Source organism: Streptococcus infantis (genome assembly GCF_019929575.1).
GTDB lineage: Bacteria > Bacillota > Bacilli > Lactobacillales > Streptococcaceae > Streptococcus > Streptococcus infantis_L.
In genome coordinates this window covers 1-21,439 of record NZ_JAHZPU010000008.1, presented here as the reverse complement: position 1 = coordinate 21,439, position 21,439 = coordinate 1, and the positions used below count along the sequence as shown (strand labels likewise).

General features: G+C 40.4%; 22 protein-coding genes. 4 read left to right on the top strand and 18 right to left on the bottom strand.

The genetic code is table 11. The features are described from left to right. Positions 1-16: 16 nt before the first annotated feature. Both K1I67_RS04195 and cdaA read right to left on the bottom strand, forming a co-directional pair. On the bottom strand, positions 17-808 hold the full coding sequence (locus K1I67_RS04195; RefSeq protein ID WP_223338923.1) for a CdaR family protein: 792 nt from the start codon (positions 806-808) through the stop codon (positions 17-19). Next, positions 795-1,652, bottom strand: a complete 858-nt coding sequence (gene cdaA / locus K1I67_RS04190; protein WP_223338921.1) for a diadenylate cyclase CdaA — start codon at positions 1,650-1,652, stop codon at positions 795-797. The genes K1I67_RS04195 and cdaA overlap by 14 nt, the downstream gene beginning before the upstream one ends. Before the next feature lie 133 nt (positions 1,653-1,785). Between cdaA and K1I67_RS04185 the strand changes: the two genes are divergently transcribed. Then, positions 1,786-2,754, top strand: a complete 969-nt coding sequence (locus K1I67_RS04185; protein WP_223338919.1) for an NAD(P)/FAD-dependent oxidoreductase — start codon at positions 1,786-1,788, stop codon at positions 2,752-2,754. Positions 2,755-2,786: 32 nt separating this feature from the next. Here K1I67_RS04185 and whiA read toward each other — a convergent pair whose 3' ends face one another. The 13 genes from whiA to rlmD form a co-directional block, all read right to left on the bottom strand. After that, positions 2,787-3,698, bottom strand: coding sequence for a DNA-binding protein WhiA (whiA, locus tag K1I67_RS04180; protein WP_223338918.1), 912 nt, complete (start codon positions 3,696-3,698; stop codon positions 2,787-2,789). After that, positions 3,695-4,672 carry a YvcK family protein gene (locus K1I67_RS04175; RefSeq protein WP_223338916.1) on the bottom strand — a complete coding sequence of 326 codons (978 nt, stop codon included), beginning with the start codon at positions 4,670-4,672 and terminating at the stop codon, positions 3,695-3,697. Before K1I67_RS04175 ends, whiA begins: the two co-directional genes overlap by 4 nt. Further along, positions 4,669-5,559, bottom strand: coding sequence for an RNase adapter RapZ (rapZ, locus tag K1I67_RS04170; RefSeq protein ID WP_223338964.1), 891 nt, complete (start codon positions 5,557-5,559; stop codon positions 4,669-4,671). The genes K1I67_RS04175 and rapZ overlap by 4 nt, the downstream gene beginning before the upstream one ends. A gap of 60 nt (positions 5,560-5,619) precedes the next feature. Continuing rightward, the gene (locus tag K1I67_RS04165) at positions 5,620-6,000 is read right to left on the bottom strand and encodes a RidA family protein (protein WP_223338914.1); all 381 of its coding nucleotides are present in this window, start codon (positions 5,998-6,000) and stop codon (positions 5,620-5,622) included. Positions 6,001-6,009: 9 nt separating this feature from the next. Next, positions 6,010-6,597: a ribosome biogenesis GTP-binding protein YihA/YsxC gene (gene yihA, locus K1I67_RS04160; protein WP_049494688.1), complete on the bottom strand. Its 588-nt coding sequence runs from the start codon at positions 6,595-6,597 to the stop codon at positions 6,010-6,012. An 8-nt stretch (positions 6,598-6,605) separates the two neighbouring features. Continuing rightward, positions 6,606-7,838, bottom strand: coding sequence for an ATP-dependent Clp protease ATP-binding subunit ClpX (gene clpX / locus K1I67_RS04155; protein ID WP_223338913.1), 1,233 nt, complete (start codon positions 7,836-7,838; stop codon positions 6,606-6,608). A gap of 31 nt (positions 7,839-7,869) precedes the next feature. After that, positions 7,870-8,040, bottom strand: a complete 171-nt coding sequence (locus K1I67_RS04150; protein ID WP_000442255.1) for a hypothetical protein — start codon at positions 8,038-8,040, stop codon at positions 7,870-7,872. Further along, positions 8,040-8,546, bottom strand: a complete 507-nt coding sequence (locus tag K1I67_RS04145) for a dihydrofolate reductase (protein ID WP_223338911.1) — start codon at positions 8,544-8,546, stop codon at positions 8,040-8,042. The genes K1I67_RS04150 and K1I67_RS04145 overlap by 1 nt, the downstream gene beginning before the upstream one ends. A 124-nt stretch (positions 8,547-8,670) precedes the next feature. Beyond that, a complete protein-coding gene (locus tag K1I67_RS04140; RefSeq protein ID WP_223338909.1) occupies positions 8,671-9,189 on the bottom strand; it encodes a Dps family protein in 519 nt (172 codons plus the stop codon). 149 nt (positions 9,190-9,338) lie between these two features. Then, complete coding sequence (locus tag K1I67_RS04135; RefSeq protein WP_223338908.1) at positions 9,339-11,120, bottom strand: ABC transporter ATP-binding protein; 1,782 nt, start codon at positions 11,118-11,120, stop codon at positions 9,339-9,341. Between the two features lie 10 nt (positions 11,121-11,130). Then, complete coding sequence (locus tag K1I67_RS04130; protein WP_223338906.1) at positions 11,131-12,867, bottom strand: ABC transporter ATP-binding protein; 1,737 nt, start codon at positions 12,865-12,867, stop codon at positions 11,131-11,133. A 124-nt stretch (positions 12,868-12,991) separates the two neighbouring features. After that, a complete protein-coding gene (tpiA, locus tag K1I67_RS04125) occupies positions 12,992-13,750 on the bottom strand; it encodes a triose-phosphate isomerase (RefSeq protein WP_223338905.1) in 759 nt (252 codons plus the stop codon). Positions 13,751-13,867: 117 nt separating this feature from the next. Further along, positions 13,868-15,235 (bottom strand): 23S rRNA (uracil(1939)-C(5))-methyltransferase RlmD, encoded by a 1,368-nt coding sequence (rlmD, locus tag K1I67_RS04120; protein ID WP_223338904.1) that lies wholly within the window; start codon positions 15,233-15,235, stop codon positions 13,868-13,870. 55 nt (positions 15,236-15,290) lie between these two features. Here rlmD and K1I67_RS04115 point away from each other — a divergent pair, with 55 nt between their 5' ends. From K1I67_RS04115 to ntdP, 3 genes are all read left to right on the top strand, one after another. Further along, positions 15,291-16,064 (top strand): aminoglycoside 3'-phosphotransferase, encoded by a 774-nt coding sequence (locus tag K1I67_RS04115; RefSeq protein ID WP_223338903.1) that lies wholly within the window; start codon positions 15,291-15,293, stop codon positions 16,062-16,064. A 10-nt stretch (positions 16,065-16,074) separates the two neighbouring features. Beyond that, positions 16,075-16,851 carry a recombination regulator RecX gene (gene recX / locus K1I67_RS04110; RefSeq protein ID WP_223338902.1) on the top strand — a complete coding sequence of 259 codons (777 nt, stop codon included), beginning with the start codon at positions 16,075-16,077 and terminating at the stop codon, positions 16,849-16,851. Between the two features lie 88 nt (positions 16,852-16,939). Then, entirely contained in the window at positions 16,940-17,473 is a 534-nt protein-coding gene (ntdP, locus tag K1I67_RS04105; protein ID WP_000775325.1) for a nucleoside tri-diphosphate phosphatase, read from the top strand. Between the two features lie 268 nt (positions 17,474-17,741). Here the strand turns inward: ntdP and K1I67_RS04100 are convergent, their stop codons facing one another. The 3 genes from K1I67_RS04100 to asnS form a co-directional block, all read right to left on the bottom strand. Further along, positions 17,742-18,509, bottom strand: a complete 768-nt coding sequence (locus K1I67_RS04100; protein ID WP_006154672.1) for an epoxyqueuosine reductase QueH — start codon at positions 18,507-18,509, stop codon at positions 17,742-17,744. A 67-nt stretch (positions 18,510-18,576) separates the two neighbouring features. Beyond that, positions 18,577-19,776: an MFS transporter gene (locus K1I67_RS04095; protein ID WP_223338901.1), complete on the bottom strand. Its 1,200-nt coding sequence runs from the start codon at positions 19,774-19,776 to the stop codon at positions 18,577-18,579. Between the two features lie 118 nt (positions 19,777-19,894). Further along, positions 19,895-21,238, bottom strand: coding sequence for an asparagine--tRNA ligase (gene asnS, locus K1I67_RS04090; RefSeq protein ID WP_223338899.1), 1,344 nt, complete (start codon positions 21,236-21,238; stop codon positions 19,895-19,897). Between the last annotated feature and the right edge of the window lie 201 nt (positions 21,239-21,439).

Here is a 21,439-nt window from a genome sequence, read left to right as displayed (position 1 = left end):
ATCCTTTTCTAATTTTTTAGTCTTTCTTTGAAGAATCTGGTTTGGTTTCAGACCCAGTTGAAGACGAACTGCCCGCAGATGAGCTTGTCGTTGATGAGCTAGAACTACTTGCTGATCGAACTTGTTTCGTCGTTACTTTCATAGTTGTTTCATAGGGTGTAATGACCGTTGGTAAAACTGTTCCGTTCTTATCAATAGCTTGTAAGGGAACTGAACCCGTATAATTTCCTGTAATTTTTTCACTCGTTGGTAAGACAGCCACAATCTTATCAATCTTGGATAAGGTGTCAGCATCACTAGTAACAGAAACGCGTTCATCTGAAACGGTCACACTATCGATGAGGATCCGTTCATCAATCTTACCAGAGTCAATCTGTGGAGTGACTGGTAAATTATCCCGTGTTGCCTTCTTCCCAATTTTAACGGTAATTTTCTGCGGTGTTGCTAGAGCTGTTAAGCCACTTGGTAGATTTTCAATAGTCAAGGGAACTTCAATTGTTCCTTCGGTAGCCTGTGTTAAATCTGCAGTAACCTTAAATTTACGAGTGCTTTCTTGCATCTCACTAGCCAAGGTCACTCGATTGGATCCAGTCAAAAATACCGTTACTTCTGAACTAAAACCGCTAATAAAATACTGCTCACTATCATACTGAATATCAATCGGTACATTTACAACTGTGTTGGTATAAGTTTCTGTTCTAGCTGGTCTTGCATTATTATTATTTTGGTAATTAATAGAGGTAGCGTAGATAAATAAAACGCAAGCAAAGAGGAGTGAGGAGATGATATATAAATTATTTTTTTTCATTCTTCCAACCCCCTAGTATACGTTCTGTTAAGCTTGGCTCTTGTGAATTTTCCGGAATTAGTATACGGCGTAGTTCTTCTTCAAACTCCTCCATCGTTAAATCATGTTTAAAGACACCATTATAGGTAATGGAAATACCTCCAGTCTCCTCTGATACAACAAATGTGAGAGCATCTGAAACCTCAGATAAACCAATGGCTGCACGGTGTCGCGTTCCAAACTCCTTAGAAATACCAGTGTTTTCAGTTAGTGGAAGATAAGCAGAAGTTACAGCTAGCCGATCACCTTTTATAATGACTGCTCCATCATGTAAAGGGGTGTTTGGGATGAAAATATTGATTAAGAGTTCTGCCGAAATTTTAGCATCTAAAGGAATCCCTGTGGAAATATATTCCTGTAAGGTTCTGACACGCTGAACAGAGACCAGTGCTCCAATTTTCCGCGGGCTCATATATTCTACCGCTTTAACAAAGGCCTGAATCATCTGTTCTTCTGAACTCATTGGTGTACTTGAAAAGAAATCAGTCGCACGTCCCAAACGCTCTAAACCTGTCCGAATTTCTGGAGAGAAAATAACTACCGCTGCGATAACACCGTAGGTAATCAATTGATTGATCAACCAGGAAATAGTTGTCAGGCCTAGGGTATTTGCTGCTATCTGAGCTAAGATAAAAACTAGAACACCTCGAACCAGAATCATAATCTTGGTTCCTGCAATTGATTTTGTAAATTGGTATAAGATATAGGCAACGATAAGAATATCAATCACATTTATCAGAATACTCCAAGGACTGGAAAATAAACTAGACCAGTATTGAAGATTAGATAATTGTTGAAAATTCATTCTAGGCCTCCTCTCCATAAAAAAGCTACTCTTCATTATATCATTTTATATGAAAATTTTCTTCCCCCTACTTCATTTTAAATTGGTAGAAAATATGATAGAATAAGAAAATAGAAATTATTAAGGAGAAACCATGTCTGAACTATACGATATCACCATTGTAGGAGGTGGTCCTGTCGGTCTTTTCGCAGCCTTTTATGCTCACCTTCGTCAAGCCAAAGTACAAATCATCGATTCTCTTCCTCAACTAGGTGGTCAGCCTGCTATCCTATATCCTGAAAAACAAATTCTCGATGTTCCTGGTTTTCCAAACCTCACAGGGGAAGAATTGACTAACCGCCTTTTGGAACAACTTGAAGGGTTTGTGACACCTGTTCACCTCAATGAAACCGTTCTTGAGATTGAAAAAGAGGATGATGTTTTTAAGATTACAACCAATAAGGGAAATCATACTTCTAAAACCGTTATTATTGCTATGGGTGGTGGTGCCTTTAAACCACGTCCACTCGAATTAGAAGGTGTTGAAGGCTATGACAATATCCACTACCACGTTTCTAATATTCAACAATACGCTGGTCAGAAGGTAACCATCCTGGGTGGTGGTGACTCAGCCGTTGACTGGGCTTTAGCTTTTGAGAAGATTGCTCCAACTACACTTGTGCATCGTCGCGATAACTTCCGTGCTCTTGAGCATAGCGTCCAAGCCTTGCAAGAGTCTTCTGTGACTATCAAAACACCTTTTGTGCCAAGTCAGCTTCTTGGAGATGGAAAAACTTTAGACAAGCTTGAAATCACAAAAGTTAAATCCGATGAGACTGAAAGCATTGAGTTGGACCACCTCTTTGTCAACTATGGCTTCAAATCTTCTGTAGGTAATCTTAAAAAATGGGGATTAGAACTGAACCGCCACAAGATTATTGTCAATAGCAAGCAAGAATCAAGCCAAGCTGGAATTTACGCTATTGGTGACTGCTGCTACTATGAAGGGAAGATTGACTTGATTGCCACAGGTCTTGGTGAAGCCCCAACTGCTGTCAACAATGCCATTAACTACATTGACCCAGAACAAAAAGTACAACCAAAACACTCTACAAGTCTATAAGAAAAGAACCACGAATCCGAAGATTCGTGGTTTTATAGTTCATCAGCAATTTTATTAATTTTTCTCAGTCGATGATTAACACCACTTTTGGTTAAGGGATTTTGTAGACTATCTGCCAACTTCTGTATAGAATAGTCTGGATGCTGGATACGCAAACGGGCAACTTCCTGTAAGTCTGCTGGAAGATTATCTAAGCCAACGATATCAATGATTTTACTGATATTGTTGATGGTTTTCATGCTTGCAGAAACTGTCCGAGCAATATTAGCCGTCTCTGCATTATTGGCACGATTAAGGTCATTTCGAGTTTCTCGGAGAATCTTGATCCCCTCAAAAGTATCTCGTGCCTGCATGGCTCCAACTAAAATCAGGAAATCCATAATATCTTCTGCTCGCTGAAGATAGGTCACCGCACCTTTTTTTCGTTCGATAACCTTGGCATCTAACAAGAACTGCTGCAACAGTGAGGCGATCCCTTGAGCATGGTCCAGATAAACTGAACTAATTTCTAACTGATACTTGCCTGAGTCAGGATCTCGAATGCTACCGTTTGCTAAAAAAGCACCACAGAGGTAAGCGCGTCCAGCTTCCTCATCTGATAAAATATCTGGGTCAATTCCCGTCTCCAAACCAAAGAAAGAATCAGCCAAACGTAAATCGGCTAAAAGTTCTTGGACTTGCTCATCTGTAAACACAGTATAAACACGATTTTTACGAAGATTACTTCTCTGATGATGGCGAATCTCCGACTTAATACCATAGAAGTGTAAGAAAGATTCATAGAGATGGCGGGCAAGCTTAGCATTTTCTGTAATAACGGACAAGGTCAAGCCAGAGCTCGATAAACCAATACTACCTGACATCTTGATAATGGCTGATAACTCATAACGGCTCAGATGGTGTTGACCTAGGATTTCTTCTTTTACTGCTACTGTGAAGCTCATTTTCTCACCTGTATAATGCGCATCAATTCATCAACGATTAAATCTCCATCGTGGAAGGCACCACCATTTTCCAAACGAAGGAAATTAGACGAAATCACACGGGGAACTTGTTGATGCAGTCCCTCAAAATCATGCTCAACCTGAACTAGATACTCATCGAAACGGTTGGTATCCATATAGTCCCTCGGAACCTTTTCGATATTAACAAGGACAGTATCGATAAATGGACGGCCCAAATGACGATGCAAAACTTTCACATGATCACTATCTGTGAAATGCTCTGTCTCGCCACGCTGTGTCATGATATTGCAGACATAAGCCACCTCAGCTTTGGTTTCAAGGAGTGCTTGTCCAATCTCTTCAATAACGATATTCGGCAAAATCGAAGTAAAGAGTGAACCTGGTCCCAAGACAATCATATCACTCTCAAGAATCGTATTGACGACTCGGCGACTTGCTTGTGGTTTTTCAGCGTCTAGAGTATTGGTAACATAGACATGGTCAATCATGCCAGGATGGTCTGCGATGTGACTTTCTCCAGCTACTTCTGATCCATCTTTGAAGACAGCATGGAGTGTCAAAGGATGGTCACTTGATGGAAAAATCTTGCCTGTCGTATGGAAAAATTTACTCAGTAATTGCATGGCATTGTAGGTTGAACCCTGCATTTCAGAAAGTCCTGCTATGATAATGTTCCCTAATGGATGACCAGCAAAAGCACCTGCATCCTCAGAAAAACGGTATTGAAAGACTTTCTCGTAGAATTTTGGCATATCTGACATGGCTACAAGAACATTACGTAAATCCCCTGGCGGTGTTAACTGTTGAATATTTTTACGAAGTTCACCTGAAGAACCTCCATCATCAGCAACAGTGACAATGGCTACAATGTCAACATCTCTTTCCCGCAAACTTTTTAAAATAACAGGGATTCCAGTTCCTCCACCGATCACCGTAATTTTTGGTTTTCTCATGAACGGTTTACCGTTTCCTTTCTTCGGTCTTTATCACGATGACTTTCATTTACAGGCCAATTCTTAGACAAATCATTCGCCAGTCGTTTAGCAAAGGCAACACTTCGGTGTTGTCCACCTGTACAACCTACTGCAATGGTTAAAACAGATTTGCCCTCTTTTTTGTAGCCAGGTAGGATTGGTTCAATCAAGGCCAACAAATGGCGGTAAAAGTCTTCGGATTCCTCATGTTTCATGATATAGTCATAAACATCTTGATCTTCACCTGTCTGATTGCGAAGTTCTGGTAGATAGTAGGGATTTGGTAGGAAACGAACATCAAATACCAAGTCAGCATCAATTGGAATGCCATATTTAAACCCGAAAGACATAACCTCAATACGGAAGGACTGAACCTGTTCTTGATCTGAAAACTGCTCTGCAATGGTCTTACGGAGTTCACGAGGAGTTAACTCTGTTGTGTCTACCACGTTTTGGCTCATATTTTTCAAGGGTGCCAAGAGTTCGCGTTCCAGCTTGATTCCATCTAAGATACGACCATCTGCTGCTAGAGGGTGGCTTCTTCTGGTTTCCTTATAGCGAGCCACCAATTCCTTATCAGCTGCATCCAAAAAGAGGATTTTGAAGTCCAAATCATCTTGATTTTCCAATTCATCCAAAACAGCCTGAATCTCTGAGAAGAAAGAACGACTACGCATATCAACCACTAGAGCTAACTTGTGGTCATCATCCTTGGTCTCAACCAACTGTAAAAATTTTGGTAAGAGGGCAGGTGGCATATTATCAATGGTAAAATATCCTAAATCTTCAAAGGATTGAATGGCTACAGTTTTTCCTGCACCACTCATCCCTGTTACAATCACCAGGTGAAGTTGTTTCTTTGTCATCTTTGTCATCTTTGTCTCCTTATATCAAAAGAAGTTTGGAAGAACCAAACTTCAACTCGCTTATCCAATCTCTGCGATGACTTCAATTTCGACTTTTACATCGCGAGGAAGACGAGCTACTTCTACAGCTGAACGAGCTGGAAATTCCTTGTTAAAGGCTGTTTGGTATACCTCATTGAAAGGTACAAAGTCGTTCATATCACTCAAGAAGCAAGTTGTTTTAACAACATGGTCAAAATCCGTTCCTGCCTCTGCTAAAATAGCTCCAATGTTTTTCAAAACTTGTTCAGTCTGTTCTTGAATCGTTTCTCCTACGATTTCTCCAGTTTCAGGAGATAAAGGAACTTGACCGCTAGCAAACAAAAGGTTCCCAACGATCTTTCCTTGAACGTAAGGCCCAATTACCTTTGGAGCTTTATCTGTATGAATTGTTTTTGCCATCTGTATTCCTCACAATTTTTCTAAAATAGCATCCCAAGCTTGGTCCATTCCTGCTTTTGTTACTGATGAAAAGAGGATAAAGTCATCACTTGGATCAAAGTTTAATTTCTTTTTAATAGCTGATTCGTGCTTGTTCCATTTCCCACGCGGAATCTTGTCTGCCTTGGTCGCCACAATGATGACAGGAATCTCATAATACTTAAGAAATTCGTACATCTGTACATCATCTGCTGACGGATCATGACGAAGGTCAACGAGACTGACAACTGCTCGAAGATTTTCTCGAGTAGTCAAGTACTCCTCAATCATACGTCCCCATTTTTCGCGTTCTTTTTTGGAAACACGGGCATAACCATAACCAGGCACGTCGACAAAACGCATCTTATCATCAATATTAAAGAAATTCAGTAGTTGTGTTTTTCCTGGTTTTCCAGAGGTACGAGCTAGATTTTTACGATTGAGCATGGTATTGATAAAGCTAGATTTACCAACATTTGAGCGACCTGCAAGAGCAATCTCAGGAAGTTCATCTTGCGGATAGTGGGACTTGTTGGCTGCACTCAGCAAAATCTCGGCATTGTGTGTATTGATTTCCATAGTCACCTCTAGGCTGTCTCTAGGATTGGCTTAGCTGTTCCATTGACTGCTTCTTTTGTGATACGAACAGTTTTCACATTTTCTTGACTCGGAACTTCAAACATAACGTCTAGCATGGTTTCTTCGATAATTGAGCGAAGACCACGGGCACCCGTTTTACGTTCGATTGCTTTATTGGCAATCTCTTGAAGGGCTTCGTCGTCAAATTCAAGCTCTACATCGTCATATGAAAGCAATGTCTGGTATTGTTTGACCAAGGCATTTCTTGGCTCTTTCAAAATACGAACCAAATCATCTACGGTCAACTGCTCCAGAGCTGCAAAGACTGGTAAGCGTCCAATCAACTCGGGAATAATTCCGAATTTTTGAATATCTTCTGCGATGATTTCTTGCATGTAAGAACTATTTTCATCAATTACCTTGTTGTTTTGTCCGAAACCAATGACCTTTTCACCCAAACGCTGTTTGACAATTTCTTCGATGCCATCGAAGGCACCACCCACGATGAAGAGGATATTCTTAGTGTCCACTTGAATCATCTCTTGTTGTGGATGTTTACGTCCCCCCTGAGGAGGTACGCTAGCTACAGTTCCTTCGATAATCTTGAGGAGGGCTTGTTGCACACCTTCACCAGAAACATCACGTGTAATAGAAACATTCTCACTCTTCTTCGCAATCTTGTCAATCTCATCGACGTAGATAATCCCACGTTCTGCACGCTCAATATTAAAATCAGATGCCTGCAAGAGTTTGAGGAGGATATTTTCCACGTCCTCACCCACATAGCCAGCCTCGGTAAGAGCTGTCGCATCTGCGATTGCAAAAGGCACATTCAAGCTCTTAGCCAAGGTCTGGGCCAAGAAAGTTTTCCCAGAACCAGTTGGGCCAATCATCAAGATGTTTGACTTCTGCAAATCCACATCTTCTGATTCTTCACGCGTATCGTGGAAATTGATGCGTTTGTAGTGGTTATATACAGCCACTGCCAGAGCACGTTTGGCACGATCTTGACCAATTACATAGTGGTTCAAGATGTTTAGTAGTTCGATTGGTTTTGGTACTTCAGACAAGTCCGCCAAGACTTCCTCAGCTAACTCCTCACGAATGATTTCCTGGGCCAACTCTACACATTCATTACAGATAAAGGCATTGTTCCCAGCGATTATTTTTTTAACTTCTTCTTGGCTTTTGCCACAAAATGAGCAATAAACCATCATATCATTTTTCCTATTTGTAGGCATGATTCCCTTCCGTTCTAACTATTCTTTCTCTCTAAAATAAGGTCATATAAAAAGCATGAATGCTATTTACCAAGTTTGTAAAGGCATTAAGCCAAAGTAGAGTAGCAAGTCCAAAGCGCTTTTTACGAAAAGCGTGTGTTCCAGCTACAAGACAGACAGCACACAAGAGAGCTGTAAAAAATCCAAAAATACTACGCTCCATTAGGCTTCCTTTCTCTTTCTATATTCGATGGTAAAATCGTAGGCATTTTTTTCATCTTTGGTAAAGCTATTGCTTGCGACTGTTTCAAAAGCTGTCAAGTCAAATTCTTCTGGAAAATGAGTATCTCCATCTACTTTAGCATGAATTTGTGTCACGATAAGCTCATCTAAATAAGGTTCAAAAAGTTGAAAAATTTGTTTGCCACCGATTATATAAAGATTTTTATCCTGATTTTGATACCAATCTAATACTGTCTCAACATCTTGAAACACCATTGCTCCCTCAATAGACTCCTCTGGATTTCGAGTCAAAATCAAAGTCTGACGTTTAGGAAGCAATCGACGCCCCATGCCATCAAAGGTTACACGTCCCATTAAAATAGCATGGTTTAGAGTCGTTTCTTTAAAATGTTTTAATTCCGCTGGCAAATGCCATGGTAGACGATTTTCTTTTCCGATGACACCCTCTTGATCTTGTGCCCATATCGCTACAATTTTCTTTGTCATGCTTTCATCCTTTTCATTGATAGTACTATTTTATCAAAAAACTTTAAAAAAGACAGTTTTGGAATGTCTACATCAATAGAAAAATCCGTAGAAATCTACGGATTCTTTCTTTGGTTAAAAATTCTTACAAACCAGGCGCTTGTCCTAATTCTGCCGCAAGCATCCAGACTGTTTTTTCAAGGTCAGCCTTAGCGCCAACGAAGATATCATTCGTAACATCATCACCTTCTTCATCTGTTACATCCAAAGCTTTTTGGAAAAGAGTGATGAGGTAACGATAAATGTCAAGGACACGTTCCAAACTTTCTTCTACATTGCGGAACTCTCCAACTTCTTCTTCGATTTCACTGTGTTGAAGGAATTCTGTCAAAGTAGAGTAAGGTTGCCCACCAAGTGTAATCAAACGTTCGCTGATTTCATCTAGATAACCATCAAGGCTATCCATGTATTCATCCATCTTAGGATGCCATACCATGAAACCGCGTCCACGCATATACCAGTGTACTTGATGTAGAGCGATATGGGCTACATACAAGTCTGCTACGGCTTGGTTAAGCACTTCCTTTGTTTTTGCTAGCGCTTCAGGCGCTGATTTAGATAATGTTGTTACATCTTTTAAAGCATCTTTTTTAAATTCAACCATTTTTCTCACCTCGTAATATTATTTTTGTAACCATATTTATTGATTACTACCTAAGTATACTACTCCCAGTATACAAAAGCAAGGGAATTAACTCATATTAAAAAAGTTGTAATTGACTGATAATTTAAGAAACTTTAATAGTTATTTTTCTAGCTGATTTCGGCATTTTTACCCGAAAATTGACTTTGATAAAGATCATAATAAAATCCTTTTGCGTTTAAGAGACTTTCATGATTTCCTTGTTCGATAATCTGTCCATCTTTCAGCACCAAAATTTTATCAGCTTCCTGAATCGTAGAAAGTCGATGGGCAATGACAAAGCTCGTTCTCCCCTTCATCAAACGTTTCATAGCCTTTTGAATCAAGAGTTCTAGACGAGTATCGACTGATGAGGTTGCTTCGTCCAAAATTAAGATTTTAGGATCTGCCAAAAGTGCACGCGCGATCGTCAACAACTGTTTCTGACCAAGAGAAATATTACTTGACTCTTGGTTCATTTCCATGTTATAGCCACCAGGGAGGGTGCGGATAAAGTGGTCAACATTGGCAGCCTTAGCAGCTTCAACGATTTCCTCGTCTGTTGCTTCCAGATTCCCAAAGCGAAGGTTTTCCTTGATACTGCCTTCATAGAGCCAGGCATCCTGTAGGACCATCCCAAACTGACGACGGTAGTCCTGACGAGACAAGTCTCTAATATCTTGTCCATCCACTAAAATAGCACCAGCTGTTACATCGTAAAAGCGCATGAGAAGGTTGATCAAGGTTGTTTTCCCTGCCCCAGTTGGTCCTACGATGGCTACCATCTCTCCAGGTTCAACATCTAAGTTGAAATTACGAATCAATGGTTTATTATCTACATATTGGAAATCAACATTCTTGAAGCTGACTTGCCCAGTCAACGGTGCCAACTCTTTAACTTCCGTAGCTTGGATTTCTTCTTGTTCATCTAAAACTTCAAAGACACGGTCAAGCGAAGACTTAGCACTTTGCATTTGCCCTGCTAGTTGAGTAATATTTTGAATAGGCTGGCTGACTTGCCAAACATATTGAACGAAGGCCTGCATATTACCGATCGTCAAGCGACCTGCAATTACCTGCAATCCACCTAATACTGCAACAATCAGATAGGTTAAATCAGATACGATGTGAAGGACAGGCATCATCAAACCTGAAATAAAGCTAGCCTTGAATCCGACTTGTTGCAATTCATCCGTAATCTTTTCAAATCTCTCTTGAGAGTTTTCTTCACGTCCGAAAAGTTTTAAAACATTAAAACCTGTCAAGTTTTCCTGTACAAAGCCATTCATACGTCCCAAGATAGCCGCCTGCTGTTTAAAATAAGGCTGCGAACGATTCAAAATCGTTTTAGCACCAAAATAAGTAATCGGAATGGATAAGATAACAATGATAGCCAGCTGAAGATTTAGATAGAGAACCATTCCCATCACAAAAAGAATGGTAAAGACTGCATTGACAATCTGTAAGAAAGATTGTTGGAGAGCGTTTGAAACAGTTTCAACATCACTTGTGAAACGACCTAACAAATCTCCAAACTGGTGCTTGTCAAAGTAGGACACAGGGATGCGATTGATTTTTTTACTCATTTCATTTCGCAAATCCTGTATCATGGACTGCACCGCATTGGTCATAAAGTAGTTTGAATAGTAAGACCCCAACTCATAGAGAAGACCACGTAATAGATAGATAACCAGAATCACTGCAATATAGCTAGTATTAATGCCTGCTCCTGCAACACCATTTGCCATAGCAAGGAGATTGCTAGTTAACTCAGTGATAGCAAGCCCCAATACGAATGGCTCGATAACACTCATAATGACGCTGACTATTTTCAAGAAGACTGCAAAGAAAACAGAGAATCGGTAGGCTTTTAAATAGCTCCATAGACGAGCTAGACTAGATTGTTGTTTCATCCTTTACCTCCTATTCTTCTGTCAGAGACGCATTTTTCAGCTGCGACTCAGCAATTTCTCGATAGATGTCATTGGTTTCCATCAATTCTTCATGACGTCCACGACCAACGATTTCACCCTTATCAAGGACGATGATCTGGTCAGCATCCATGATAGTTCCAACACGTTGCGCAACAATCAATACCGTTGCATCTTGCGTCACTTCCTTGAGACGACGGCGCAAAATAGCATCTGTACGGTAGTCCAAGGCTGAGAAGGAATCATCAAAGATATAGATGTCTGGACCCTTGATGACTGCTCGGGCAATCGACAAGCGTTGTTTCTGACCACCTGATAGGTTGCTTCCCCCTTCAGCCAGATGCGTCGCAAAACCTTCTTCTCGACTTTCGATAAAGTCTTTGGCTTGGGCTACATCAGCTGCTTGGTGCAAGTCCTCATGACTGGCATCCTCTTTCCCGTAACGGAGATTGTCTGCGATAGTCCCTGTAAAGAGCAAGGCCTTTTGTGGAATAAATCCAATCTTCTGACGGAGAGATTTGAGTCGGTAATCTCGTACATCAACACCATCGACCTTGATTTTCCCTAGCGTAACATCGTAAAAACGAGGAATCAATTGAACCAGAGTAGACTTACCTGAACCAGTTGAGCCGATAAAGGCAATGGTTTCTCCCGGTTTAGCAGTAAAGGAAATGTTATGCAAAACAGGGCTTTCTGTTTCCCCAGGATAGGCAAAAGTCACATTATCAAATTCTAAGTAACCATGTGTTTCTGTTTCTTGAATTCCGTCCTCATTTGGATCAATGGAAATGGGCATGTCCATGATTTCCTTCAAACGCTCGCTAGATACAGCAGTACGTGGATACATGGTAAAGAGGTTTGACAAGAAAAGGAAGGACAAGAGAGCGTGGAAACTATACTCGATGAAGGCCACCAAATCCCCAATCTGCAAATTTCCATGCTTCAGAGGATCAAGGGCAAACCAAACGATAGCCACAATCATGGCAATAATGATTTGAACAAAGAGGGGCTCTGTCAAACCAGTTAATTTGAACAAGCGATTCGAATTATCCGCATAGATTGCATTTTTGTCTTCGAAACGTTTTTCTTGGAAGTCTTCACGAGCAAAGGCACGAATCACTCGTAGCCCCATCAAATTTTCACGGACATACTGGTTAATCTTGTCCAGTGTTTTCTGTTGTTTTTCAGATAAAGGACGCGTTTTTACCGCCACATAAATGACTACTACAGCTAAAAAAGGAACGGAAAAAGCGACAATCCAGGCTAGTGAAGGACTCGTCAAGAAAATCATGAGAATACTCGAAAACATCATCATGGGAGTGATAACACCCAACTTAAGCGTTTGTTCCGCAAACTGCATGAGGACAAAGGCATCACTGGTAATACGAGTGACTAGTGAAGACACACCAATTTGCTCGTACTCATGATGAGAATACTCTTGTAATTTAGCATAAACATCATTTCGCATGTCCTTAACCATGTTGGTGGTCAATTTACTAGCAGCATAGGATAGAACAACCCGCCCAAATGTCCCCAAGACGATAATAACCAACATTACGATAGCCCAAAAATAGAGTTTATCCTGGTCACCTTGGTTGATTCCCTGGTCAATCATGCGAGCAAGAACAGTCGGTAGCCCAAGATTGACAATCACAAAGAAAATAGCTCCGAAGAAGTCTAACACTAACCACTTGGGATAACGTTTGAGATAAGACCAAATATAAAGCATAATTCTCCTTTCTTTTTCATTCAAAATGCAGAAAAGAGCGTGCTTTCGCACGCCTTTTTACTAAAAAGAAGACAGGCAGTCTTAACCTCGAGGGAGGGAACTGTCTGTCTCAGATATTTAAGGCTTATTTTACAAAGTCAAGCAATGCCAAGAAGCTTTCTGGGTCAAGTGATGCACCACCTACAAGAGCTCCGTCAACGTCTGGACAAGCCATGTATTCAGCAACGTTTTCAGGTTTAACTGAACCACCGTATTGAACACGTACTTTGTCAGCTACTTCTTGACCGAAGTCAGCAGCTACAACATCACGAACAACTTTACACATTTTTTGTGCGTCGTCTTGTGAAGCAGATTTACCAGTACCGATAGCCCAGATTGGCTCATAAGCGATAACTGTTGAAGCTACTTGTTCTGCAGTCAATCCAGCAAGAGCAGCTGAAACTTGAGCACCTACGAATTCTGCTGCTTTACCAGCTTCGTAAGTTTCAAGTGACTCACCACAACAGATGATTGGAAGCATACCGTTTGCAAAGATTGCTTTTGCTTTTTTGTTGATGTCTTCGTCTGTTTCGTGGAAGTAGTCACGACGTTCTGAGTGACCGATCACAACATAGTCAGTACCGATTTCTTTCAAAACTTGTGGGCTAGTTTCACCAGTGAAAGCACCTGCATTTTCAAAGTAGCAGTTTTGAGCAGCAACTTTAAGGCTTGAACCTTTAGCAGCAGCAAGAACAGTTGTCAAGTCAAGAGCAGGAGCTGCGATACCTGCTTCAACAAGGTCTGATGAAGGAAGTTTTGATGCTACAGCTTCAACGAATGCTTTTGCTTCTTCTGGGTTTTTGTTCATTTTCCAGTTACCAGCGATAAATGGTTTACGTGACATTTCACATACCTCTTTTTTCATTTTATTTTCTATTTATTTTATCATATTTAAAGATAGCTTGCAAATCTTACTCTGTAACTAGAAGTCTTCTTTTCAAAAACTTTCCAGTTGCCATTTTTATCTAGAAGCTGGCTTGCGCCTCGTTAATTTGACCACTGCTTCTGTTCTAGCCGTGTGTGGAAACATATCAACAGACTGGATATAGTGTAGATCATAGACCTCTACCAGACGGACTAAATCACGCGCCAAGGTAGACACATTGCAGGAAACATAGACCATCTTTTCAGGAGCGTATTTGACGATAGTATCCAAAAGCTTGTCATCTAAACCAGTACGTGGCGGATCTACAATCAAAGCATCTGCACGATAGCCTTCCTTGTACCAACGAGGGATGATTTCTTCTGCAGTTCCAGCCTCATAGTGAGTATTGGTATAACCCATGCGCTTGGCATTTTCTTTGGCATCCTCAATAGCTTCTGGAATAATATCCATCCCTCTCAAGCTTTTGACTTTCTTAGCAAAGGCAAAACCAATGGTCCCAACACCACAATAGGCATCAATCAGATGGTCATTCTCATTTACGTCCAAGGCCTTAACGGCTTCACTGTAGAGGACTTCTGTCTGTTCAGGATTGAGCTGGTAAAAAGCTCGTGGTGAAAGAGAAAATTCATAGTCTAGAACACCTTCGCGTATACTATCCTGCCCCCAAATAATCTCGGTCTTGTCTCCATAAATCTCACTGGTTTTTGCAGTATTGGTATTGACTGCAACTGTCACCACTTCTGGAAAATCCTTGACTAGGTCTTGAACTAAGAGAGTCAGATTCAATTGGCGATTAGTGACGATAATGATTTGAACCTGCCCAGTTTTCCGTGCTCGACGAACCATGATGGTCCGAACCCCAAGAATTTTCCGTTCATCTGTAATCGGAATTTGATGATAGGTCAAGAGTTCAGCAATGCGATTGGCAATAATCTGCGTCTCCTTGTCTTGAACCAGACAGTCTTTTAACTCAACCAAATAATGGGAATTTTGAGCATATAATCCCGCCTTGACTTGGCCCTTAAATTTTCGAGTTTGGAATTGCAGTTTAGCCCGATAATACTTAGGCTCCTGCATGCCAATGGTTGGTCTAATTTCATAGTTTTCGTAGCCAGCAGGAGCAAATTTCTTCAGAGCTTGATGGAGGAGATCCGTCTTGAATTCTAACTGCTTGTCATAATGCAGGTGCATGATTTGACAGCCACCACACTCATTATAGATGGTGCAGTCTGGGACCACTCGAAACTTAGATTTTTTATTGACCTCAAGGAGTTTAGCCTCAACGTAGTTACGCTTAACCGAAGTCACCTGACAATAGATATCTTCTCCCTTGAGGGCACCTGGAACAAAAACGAGGGTTTTCTGGTAAAATCCGATTCCTTCCCCGTTAATCCCCATGCGCTTGATTTTTAATGGAATTTTTTGTTTGACTTTTAGATTCATAAGTCTATTATACCACGTAGTTTCTCAATGGTTAAGAATATGTTACAATAAAACCATGAATACAAAGATATCTTTTTCCTCATTGGATTTTCCTGAGCAATTACGAACTTATATAGAGGAGGCAAACCTATCGGACAGCTCTTCTCATTCAGGCGCAAGAGTTCTCTATCTTGATTCAGGTTACTATTTAAAAATTGATCAAAAGGGAAGTTTAGAGCGAGAAACTAGCATTGCGAGTTGGTTTGAACAAGAGGGAATAGGAACTCCAGTCATCCACTATCTATCTACAGATAAAGACTACCTCCTGACTAAAGAGGCTATTGGTCATGATGCTCTCGCTTTTTTAGACCAGCCAGAAAAAATCTGCCGAACAATGGCAGAGGCTCTTAAAAAGCTTCACAACTTAAACCCACAAAATTTTCCATCAGAAAATCATTTAAAAGTCTATAAAGAAAGAGCCTTTAAAAACTATGAAAAAGGGGAGTTCTATGCCAAGGCACTCCTACCCCAATTCCAGATTAACAGTCGCGAAGAGGCCTTCCAACTCATCCAAGAACAAGGGCACCTTTTAGAAACAGATGCCTTTATTCACGGTGATGCCTGTCTACCAAACTTTATTCTAAAAGATGCTGACCACTTCTCTTGTTTTATTGATCTTGGTTTGGCTGATTTCAGTGACCGACATATCGATCTCTTTTGGGCAGTTTGGTCCCTCAACTACAACTTAAAAGATCCCAAATATGCTGAACTATTTCTCGACTATTACGGGAGAGAGCTGATTGATAGCAACAAACTTCGACTCGTTGCTGCCTTCGAAGCATTTGGATAAGAGGTAAACCATGAAAATCACAAAACTTGAAAAGAAAAAACGACTCTATCTGCTCGAACTTGATAAGGACCAAACCTGCTACATTACAGAGGATACCATTGTTCGCTTTATGTTGACAAAAGGGAAAGAGATCTCAGCTGAAGAACTAACTGAGATTAAATCCTTTGCGCAATTTTCCTACAGTAAAAATCTAGCTCTTTATCATCTATCCTTTAAGTCTCGTACTGAAAAAGAAGTTCGAGATTATCTTGCCAAACATGAAATTGATGAGAACATCATCCCCAGAGTTATCCAGTCTTTAAAAGATGATAATTGGATTAATGATCGCCAATATGCTTATGCCATCATCAATTCCAATCAGCTTTCAGGAGATAAGGGAAGCTATATGCTCATGCAGAAGATTTCTCAAAAAGGCGTTGCTAAATCCATTATCCAAGAAGTCTTACAAGAATTTGATATGACGGAAGTCGCAGAGCGCACATCTGAAAAACTACTGAAAAAATACCAAGGGAAATTACCTGCCCGTGCTCTACAGGATAAGATTATCCAAAGCCTAACCAATAAAGGATTTTCCTACACAGAAGCCAAAACAGCCTTTGACCAGTTGGACAGCCAGGTAGAAGAAGAAACCGTTCAGGAACTTATTTTTAAAGAGTTAGACAAGCAGTATCGGAAATATTCACGAAAGTATGAAGGATACGAACTGAAACAACGTTTGACCCAAGTTTTAGCTAGAAAAGGTTATGATTTTTCGGATATAGCCAGCGCCCTCAGAGAATATCTTTAATTTTTTCATGAAAAAACTAAGAACTTTAAACAAAAATGTGATACAATAGTAAACGATAAACTTATAAATTGTAGAAAGTTGGTTAGTTATGAAACTTCCAAAAGAAGGCGACTTTATTACAATTCAAAGTTATAAGCATGATGGGAGTCTCCACCGTACTTGGCGGGACACCATGGTACTAAAAACAACAGAGAACGCTATTATCGGCGTCAACGACCACACACTTGTTACCGAAAGTGACGGTCGTCGTTGGGTGACTCGAGAACCGGCTATTGTTTACTTTCACAAGAAATATTGGTTTAATATTATCGCTATGATTCGTGAAAATGGTATCTCCTACTACTGCAATATGGCAAGTCCTTACTATCTGGATGAAGAAGCTTTAAAATACATTGACTATGATTTGGATGTTAAAGTTTTTACAGATGGTGAAAAACGCCTCTTGGACGTTGAGGAGTATGAACGACATAAGCGAAAAATGAAGTATTCTTCTGATCTAGACTATATTCTGAAAGAGCATGTAAAGATTCTTGTTGATTGGATTAACAATGAGCGAGGTCCTTTCTCAGAAGCCTATGTCAACATTTGGTACAAACGCTACGTAGAACTAAAGAATCGGTAAAGTTGTCAGAGGTCAGGATTAAAATCCTGACCTCGTTTTTTGATTTTCAACGAGCCTTTGAGTAGCGACTAATTGAACTATTTATCAGCATTCTAAATTCCCAAAATCTCCTTTGAGCAAAACTTCATTTTTCATCCACAAATCTTAAGTCTCAACTGATTTATTGAAATCTCTCGAGTCATGGACTAGGAATTCATAGATCGGTCCATCGACTTCTCTCCATCACCTTTTCCTAGCAAAAAACCTGCCACATTGGGCAGGTTTTCGTCTAAATATCTAACTTCGTAACAGTGAACTTGATATGCGAATAGTCTTTTTCGATATCCTTATCTACCATAAAGGCTGTTGCATCCTTCTTGACCTGTACCAAGTCAATATTTTGAGCTTGAGCGGCATAGACACAGCCACAGTAACATTGACGATAGATATCGTACTCTTCACACATCTCTACAGAACGTTTGTAACCCTGATTTTTCTTAAAGTCACTCGGAAGATAATGGGTAGTATAGATTTTCTGCACATCGATCCCGATACTATTGATGGTTTGTGAATTTTTATGAGGACTGATCGTCAGGGCCGAACCAAAGTAATCAAACCCTAAGTCCATCGCTACCTGCGCTGTCTTATCCAAGCGATAGTCAAAACAAACCTTGCAGCGATCTCCACCTTCTGGTTCTTCTTCCAAACCACGGACCAATTTACGATATTCATTGGGTTCGTATGGTGCTTCTAGGTATTGAACCTTGTTGCCAGTTCGCTCATTGAAATCACTGACAAACTTTTTGGTCACATAAGCACGCTTGTGATACTCTGCTTTGGGATGGATATTTGAATTTGCAAAATAGATGGTCACATCTGCATACTTGGTCAAATACTCTAAAGTATAGGTGCTACAGGGAGCACAACAGACGTGCATGAGAATAGTTGGTCTCTCTTCATTTTTTTCCCACACTTGGACCATCTTTTGCATGACACGGTCATAGTTGATCTTTTGATTGGGATTCATCTTACTTAGAATTTCTTCTACATCGATCATACTCTTCTCCTTTTCCTCATGCTATTGTACCACAGGATGATACTTTGGGCAAATAGGTTTTCGTGCTTTACTCAGTTTTTAAGTCCTTATCCAATACCTTGCCCATCCTTTTTAGACCGATTATTAGGATAGGGGAGGTTAAAAGCAAGATAAGACCTAGAACTAAAAAGACAGCTACAAGATCCCAACGATCAATCATCCAGCCTGTCAGCGGGAAAATGACAATCATAGATAAACTAAAGAGCATAGAATTGATACTAAGCATGGTTGCTCTTACACTTGAGGGTAAATAGCCTTGTAAATCATTGAAGTAGATCGGCTGATAAACTGCATAAAGTGTATCAGTTAAAAGATATACGAGAAGAAAGGCAAAGGGTGTCCCAGAAAATACCAATAGCATTGCGAGGCCTGTCAGTGCAACAAGCATCGGAAAAACTTGATTGCTATTCCATTTTTTCCCGATTTGACTAGCTAAATAAACCGCCAATAGGTTTAGCAAACTACCAATCAGCATAACCAGTGAAACCTGCCACCCTGCTAAGTCACTTATTTTCTGCTGATAGTAAAAGTAAAACATGCACATGAGTGTCCCGACTAGCTGGTATATCATCATCCAGTAAAAGAGTACTGGTTTTTCCTGCCATTCTTTTCTGACTTGCAGGACAATCCTTTTAAAGGTTAAGGATTCATTTTTCTCTCTCTTGGCCATTGGTTCTTTCATGAAATAAATCAAAATGATAGAAATAAATGAAAATCCAATAGCTATCAGATAGGTCCAGGCCAATGTTCCGTGAATAAAGAAGCCTGCCACAACTGTACCTAGAGTTCGAGTGACTTCTGCCACACCAGACAAAAAGCTAGAAATCTGAAGATAACGGTCCTTCTGACCTGCTTCAACAGCTGAATCATATAAGAAAGCCGTACTGGTCCCCGAATCAAAATTGTAAGACCAAGCATTAACCATCATGGCAATCGCATAAATCCAAAAATTCCCCTGACCAAACAAAATCAAGATAGAGGACACAATGCTGGCCAATCGAGCCAAATAGAGATTGGTCTTGTAGCTAAACCGATCGGCCAACATACCTGACGGGATCTCACATAAGAGACTTGTCCCATGAAAGATACTTTCTAGTAAACCGATTTGAAGTAATGAAAGACCATTTTGAATGAAAAATAAAATCCAAAAACTGGTAATTCCAAAATAAGATGTGAATTCCAGACCTGCTAGGAGTGGAATATTGCGTTTGTAAGTTCTTTTAAACATTGTTTTCTCTCTTTCTATATGTAATATAATTGTTTCTAAAAGACTTACTGAGATTTGCCTACATTTTCTCCACCTCTTTCATTTAAAGTAAAAACGCCAGACGGCGTTTTTATGGCTATTAAGGTTTGATACGGTGCAACATACGTGGGAATGGAATAGCTTCACGGATGTGTTTAGTTCCAGCTGCGAAGGTTACCATACGCTCAATACCGATACCAAATCCACCGTGTGGTACTGTACCATATTTACGAAGGTCAAGGTAGAATTCGTATTCTGTACGATCCATTCCAAGTGATTCCATCTTAGCGACAAGGGCATCGTAGTCTTCCTCACGCATGGAGCCACCGATGATTTCTCCGTAACCTTCTGGCGCAAGCAAGTCTGCACAAAGTACGCGGTCTGGGTTCCCAGGAACTGGTTTCATGTAGAAAGCCTTGATGTCAGCTGGATAGTTAATCACAAAGGTTGGTACACCAAAGTGGTTTGAAATCCACGTTTCGTGTGGTGAACCAAAGTCATCACCATGTTCAAGATGCTCGTAGTCAGCGTCTGCATCATTTTCATGCTCTTGCAAGAGGTCAATGGCTTCATCGTAAGTGATGCGTTTGAACGGCTCTGCAATGTATCGTTTCAAGAGCTCTGTATCACGCTCCAATGTTTCCAAGGCTTGTGGAGCACGATCTAGAACTCCTTGAAGCAATGCTTTTACATAAGCTTCTTGCAAGTCAAGTGACTCATCATGTGTCAAGTATGAGTACTCAGCATCCATCATCCAGAACTCAGTCAAGTGACGACGAGTCTTAGATTTCTCTGCACGGAATACTGGACCAAAGTCAAAGACGCGACCTAAAGCCATAGCACCTGCTTCAAGATAAAGCTGTCCTGATTGGCTCAAGTAGGCTGGTGTTCCAAAGTAGTCTGTTTCAAAAAGTTCTGTAGAGTCTTCTGCCGCATTTCCTGAAAGGATTGGGCTATCAAATTTCATGAAGCCATTCTTATCAAAGAATTCATAAGTTGCATAGATAATAGCGTTACGGATTTGCATGACTGCTACTTGTTTGCGTGAACGCAACCACAAGTGGCGGTTGTCCATCAAGAAGTCTGTTCCGTGTTCTTTTGGCGTGATTGGGTAATCTTGAGATTCACCGATGACTTCAATGTCTGTAATATCCAACTCATAACCAAATTTTGAGCGCTCGTCTTCTTTAACAATCCCTGTTACAAAGACAGACGTTTCTTGGCTTAGACGTTTGATGGTATCAAATTTTTCAAGTCCTACTTCTTCACCGAATTTTTCGATAAAGTTTGGTTTGAAAGCCACGCCTTGGAAGAAGGCAGTTCCGTCACGCAATTGCAAGAAGGCAATTTTTCCTTTTCCTGACTTGTTAGCAACCCAAGCACCAATAGTGACTTCTTGACCAACATAGTCTTTTACTTCGATAATTGTTACACGTTTTGTCATCGTTTATCTTCCTTTTTTCGTTTAACTTGTCCAAAGACATCATTACCCACTATTGTACCACAAATAATGCCTGATAGCTAGATTCTATCAGAGAAAATCACAGGTTTTAGCCAAAAAAATCTCCCCCCAATTGTCAAGTCAAGTGCAACAAAGTTGTTCCTCTGATTAAGCGAGTATCTTTCAAGCTGTTTGAGCTGACTC

Coding starts and splice junctions, on each gene's coding strand:
- K1I67_RS04195 (WP_223338923.1), bottom strand. CDS start 808: ATGAAAAAAAATAATTTATATATCATCTCCTCACTCCTCTTTGCTTGC.
- cdaA (WP_223338921.1), bottom strand. CDS start 1,652: ATGAATTTTCAACAATTATCTAATCTTCAATACTGGTCTAGTTTATTT.
- K1I67_RS04185 (WP_223338919.1), top strand. CDS start 1,786: ATGTCTGAACTATACGATATCACCATTGTAGGAGGTGGTCCTGTCGGT.
- whiA (WP_223338918.1), bottom strand. CDS start 3,698: ATGAGCTTCACAGTAGCAGTAAAAGAAGAAATCCTAGGTCAACACCAT.
- K1I67_RS04175 (WP_223338916.1), bottom strand. CDS start 4,672: ATGAGAAAACCAAAAATTACGGTGATCGGTGGAGGAACTGGAATCCCT.
- rapZ (WP_223338964.1), bottom strand. CDS start 5,559: ATGACAAAGAAACAACTTCACCTGGTGATTGTAACAGGGATGAGTGGT.
- K1I67_RS04165 (WP_223338914.1), bottom strand. CDS start 6,000: ATGGCAAAAACAATTCATACAGATAAAGCTCCAAAGGTAATTGGGCCT.
- yihA (WP_049494688.1), bottom strand. CDS start 6,597: ATGGAAATCAATACACACAATGCCGAGATTTTGCTGAGTGCAGCCAAC.
- clpX (WP_223338913.1), bottom strand. CDS start 7,838: ATGCCTACAAATAGGAAAAATGATATGATGGTTTATTGCTCATTTTGT.
- K1I67_RS04150 (WP_000442255.1), bottom strand. CDS start 8,040: ATGGAGCGTAGTATTTTTGGATTTTTTACAGCTCTCTTGTGTGCTGTC.
- K1I67_RS04145 (WP_223338911.1), bottom strand. CDS start 8,546: ATGACAAAGAAAATTGTAGCGATATGGGCACAAGATCAAGAGGGTGTC.
- K1I67_RS04140 (WP_223338909.1), bottom strand. CDS start 9,189: ATGGTTGAATTTAAAAAAGATGCTTTAAAAGATGTAACAACATTATCT.
- K1I67_RS04135 (WP_223338908.1), bottom strand. CDS start 11,120: ATGAAACAACAATCTAGTCTAGCTCGTCTATGGAGCTATTTAAAAGCC.
- K1I67_RS04130 (WP_223338906.1), bottom strand. CDS start 12,867: ATGCTTTATATTTGGTCTTATCTCAAACGTTATCCCAAGTGGTTAGTG.
- tpiA (WP_223338905.1), bottom strand. CDS start 13,750: ATGTCACGTAAACCATTTATCGCTGGTAACTGGAAAATGAACAAAAAC.
- rlmD (WP_223338904.1), bottom strand. CDS start 15,235: ATGAATCTAAAAGTCAAACAAAAAATTCCATTAAAAATCAAGCGCATG.
- K1I67_RS04115 (WP_223338903.1), top strand. CDS start 15,291: ATGAATACAAAGATATCTTTTTCCTCATTGGATTTTCCTGAGCAATTA.
- recX (WP_223338902.1), top strand. CDS start 16,075: ATGAAAATCACAAAACTTGAAAAGAAAAAACGACTCTATCTGCTCGAA.
- ntdP (WP_000775325.1), top strand. CDS start 16,940: ATGAAACTTCCAAAAGAAGGCGACTTTATTACAATTCAAAGTTATAAG.
- K1I67_RS04100 (WP_006154672.1), bottom strand. CDS start 18,509: ATGATCGATGTAGAAGAAATTCTAAGTAAGATGAATCCCAATCAAAAG.
- K1I67_RS04095 (WP_223338901.1), bottom strand. CDS start 19,776: ATGTTTAAAAGAACTTACAAACGCAATATTCCACTCCTAGCAGGTCTG.
- asnS (WP_223338899.1), bottom strand. CDS start 21,238: ATGACAAAACGTGTAACAATTATCGAAGTAAAAGACTATGTTGGTCAA.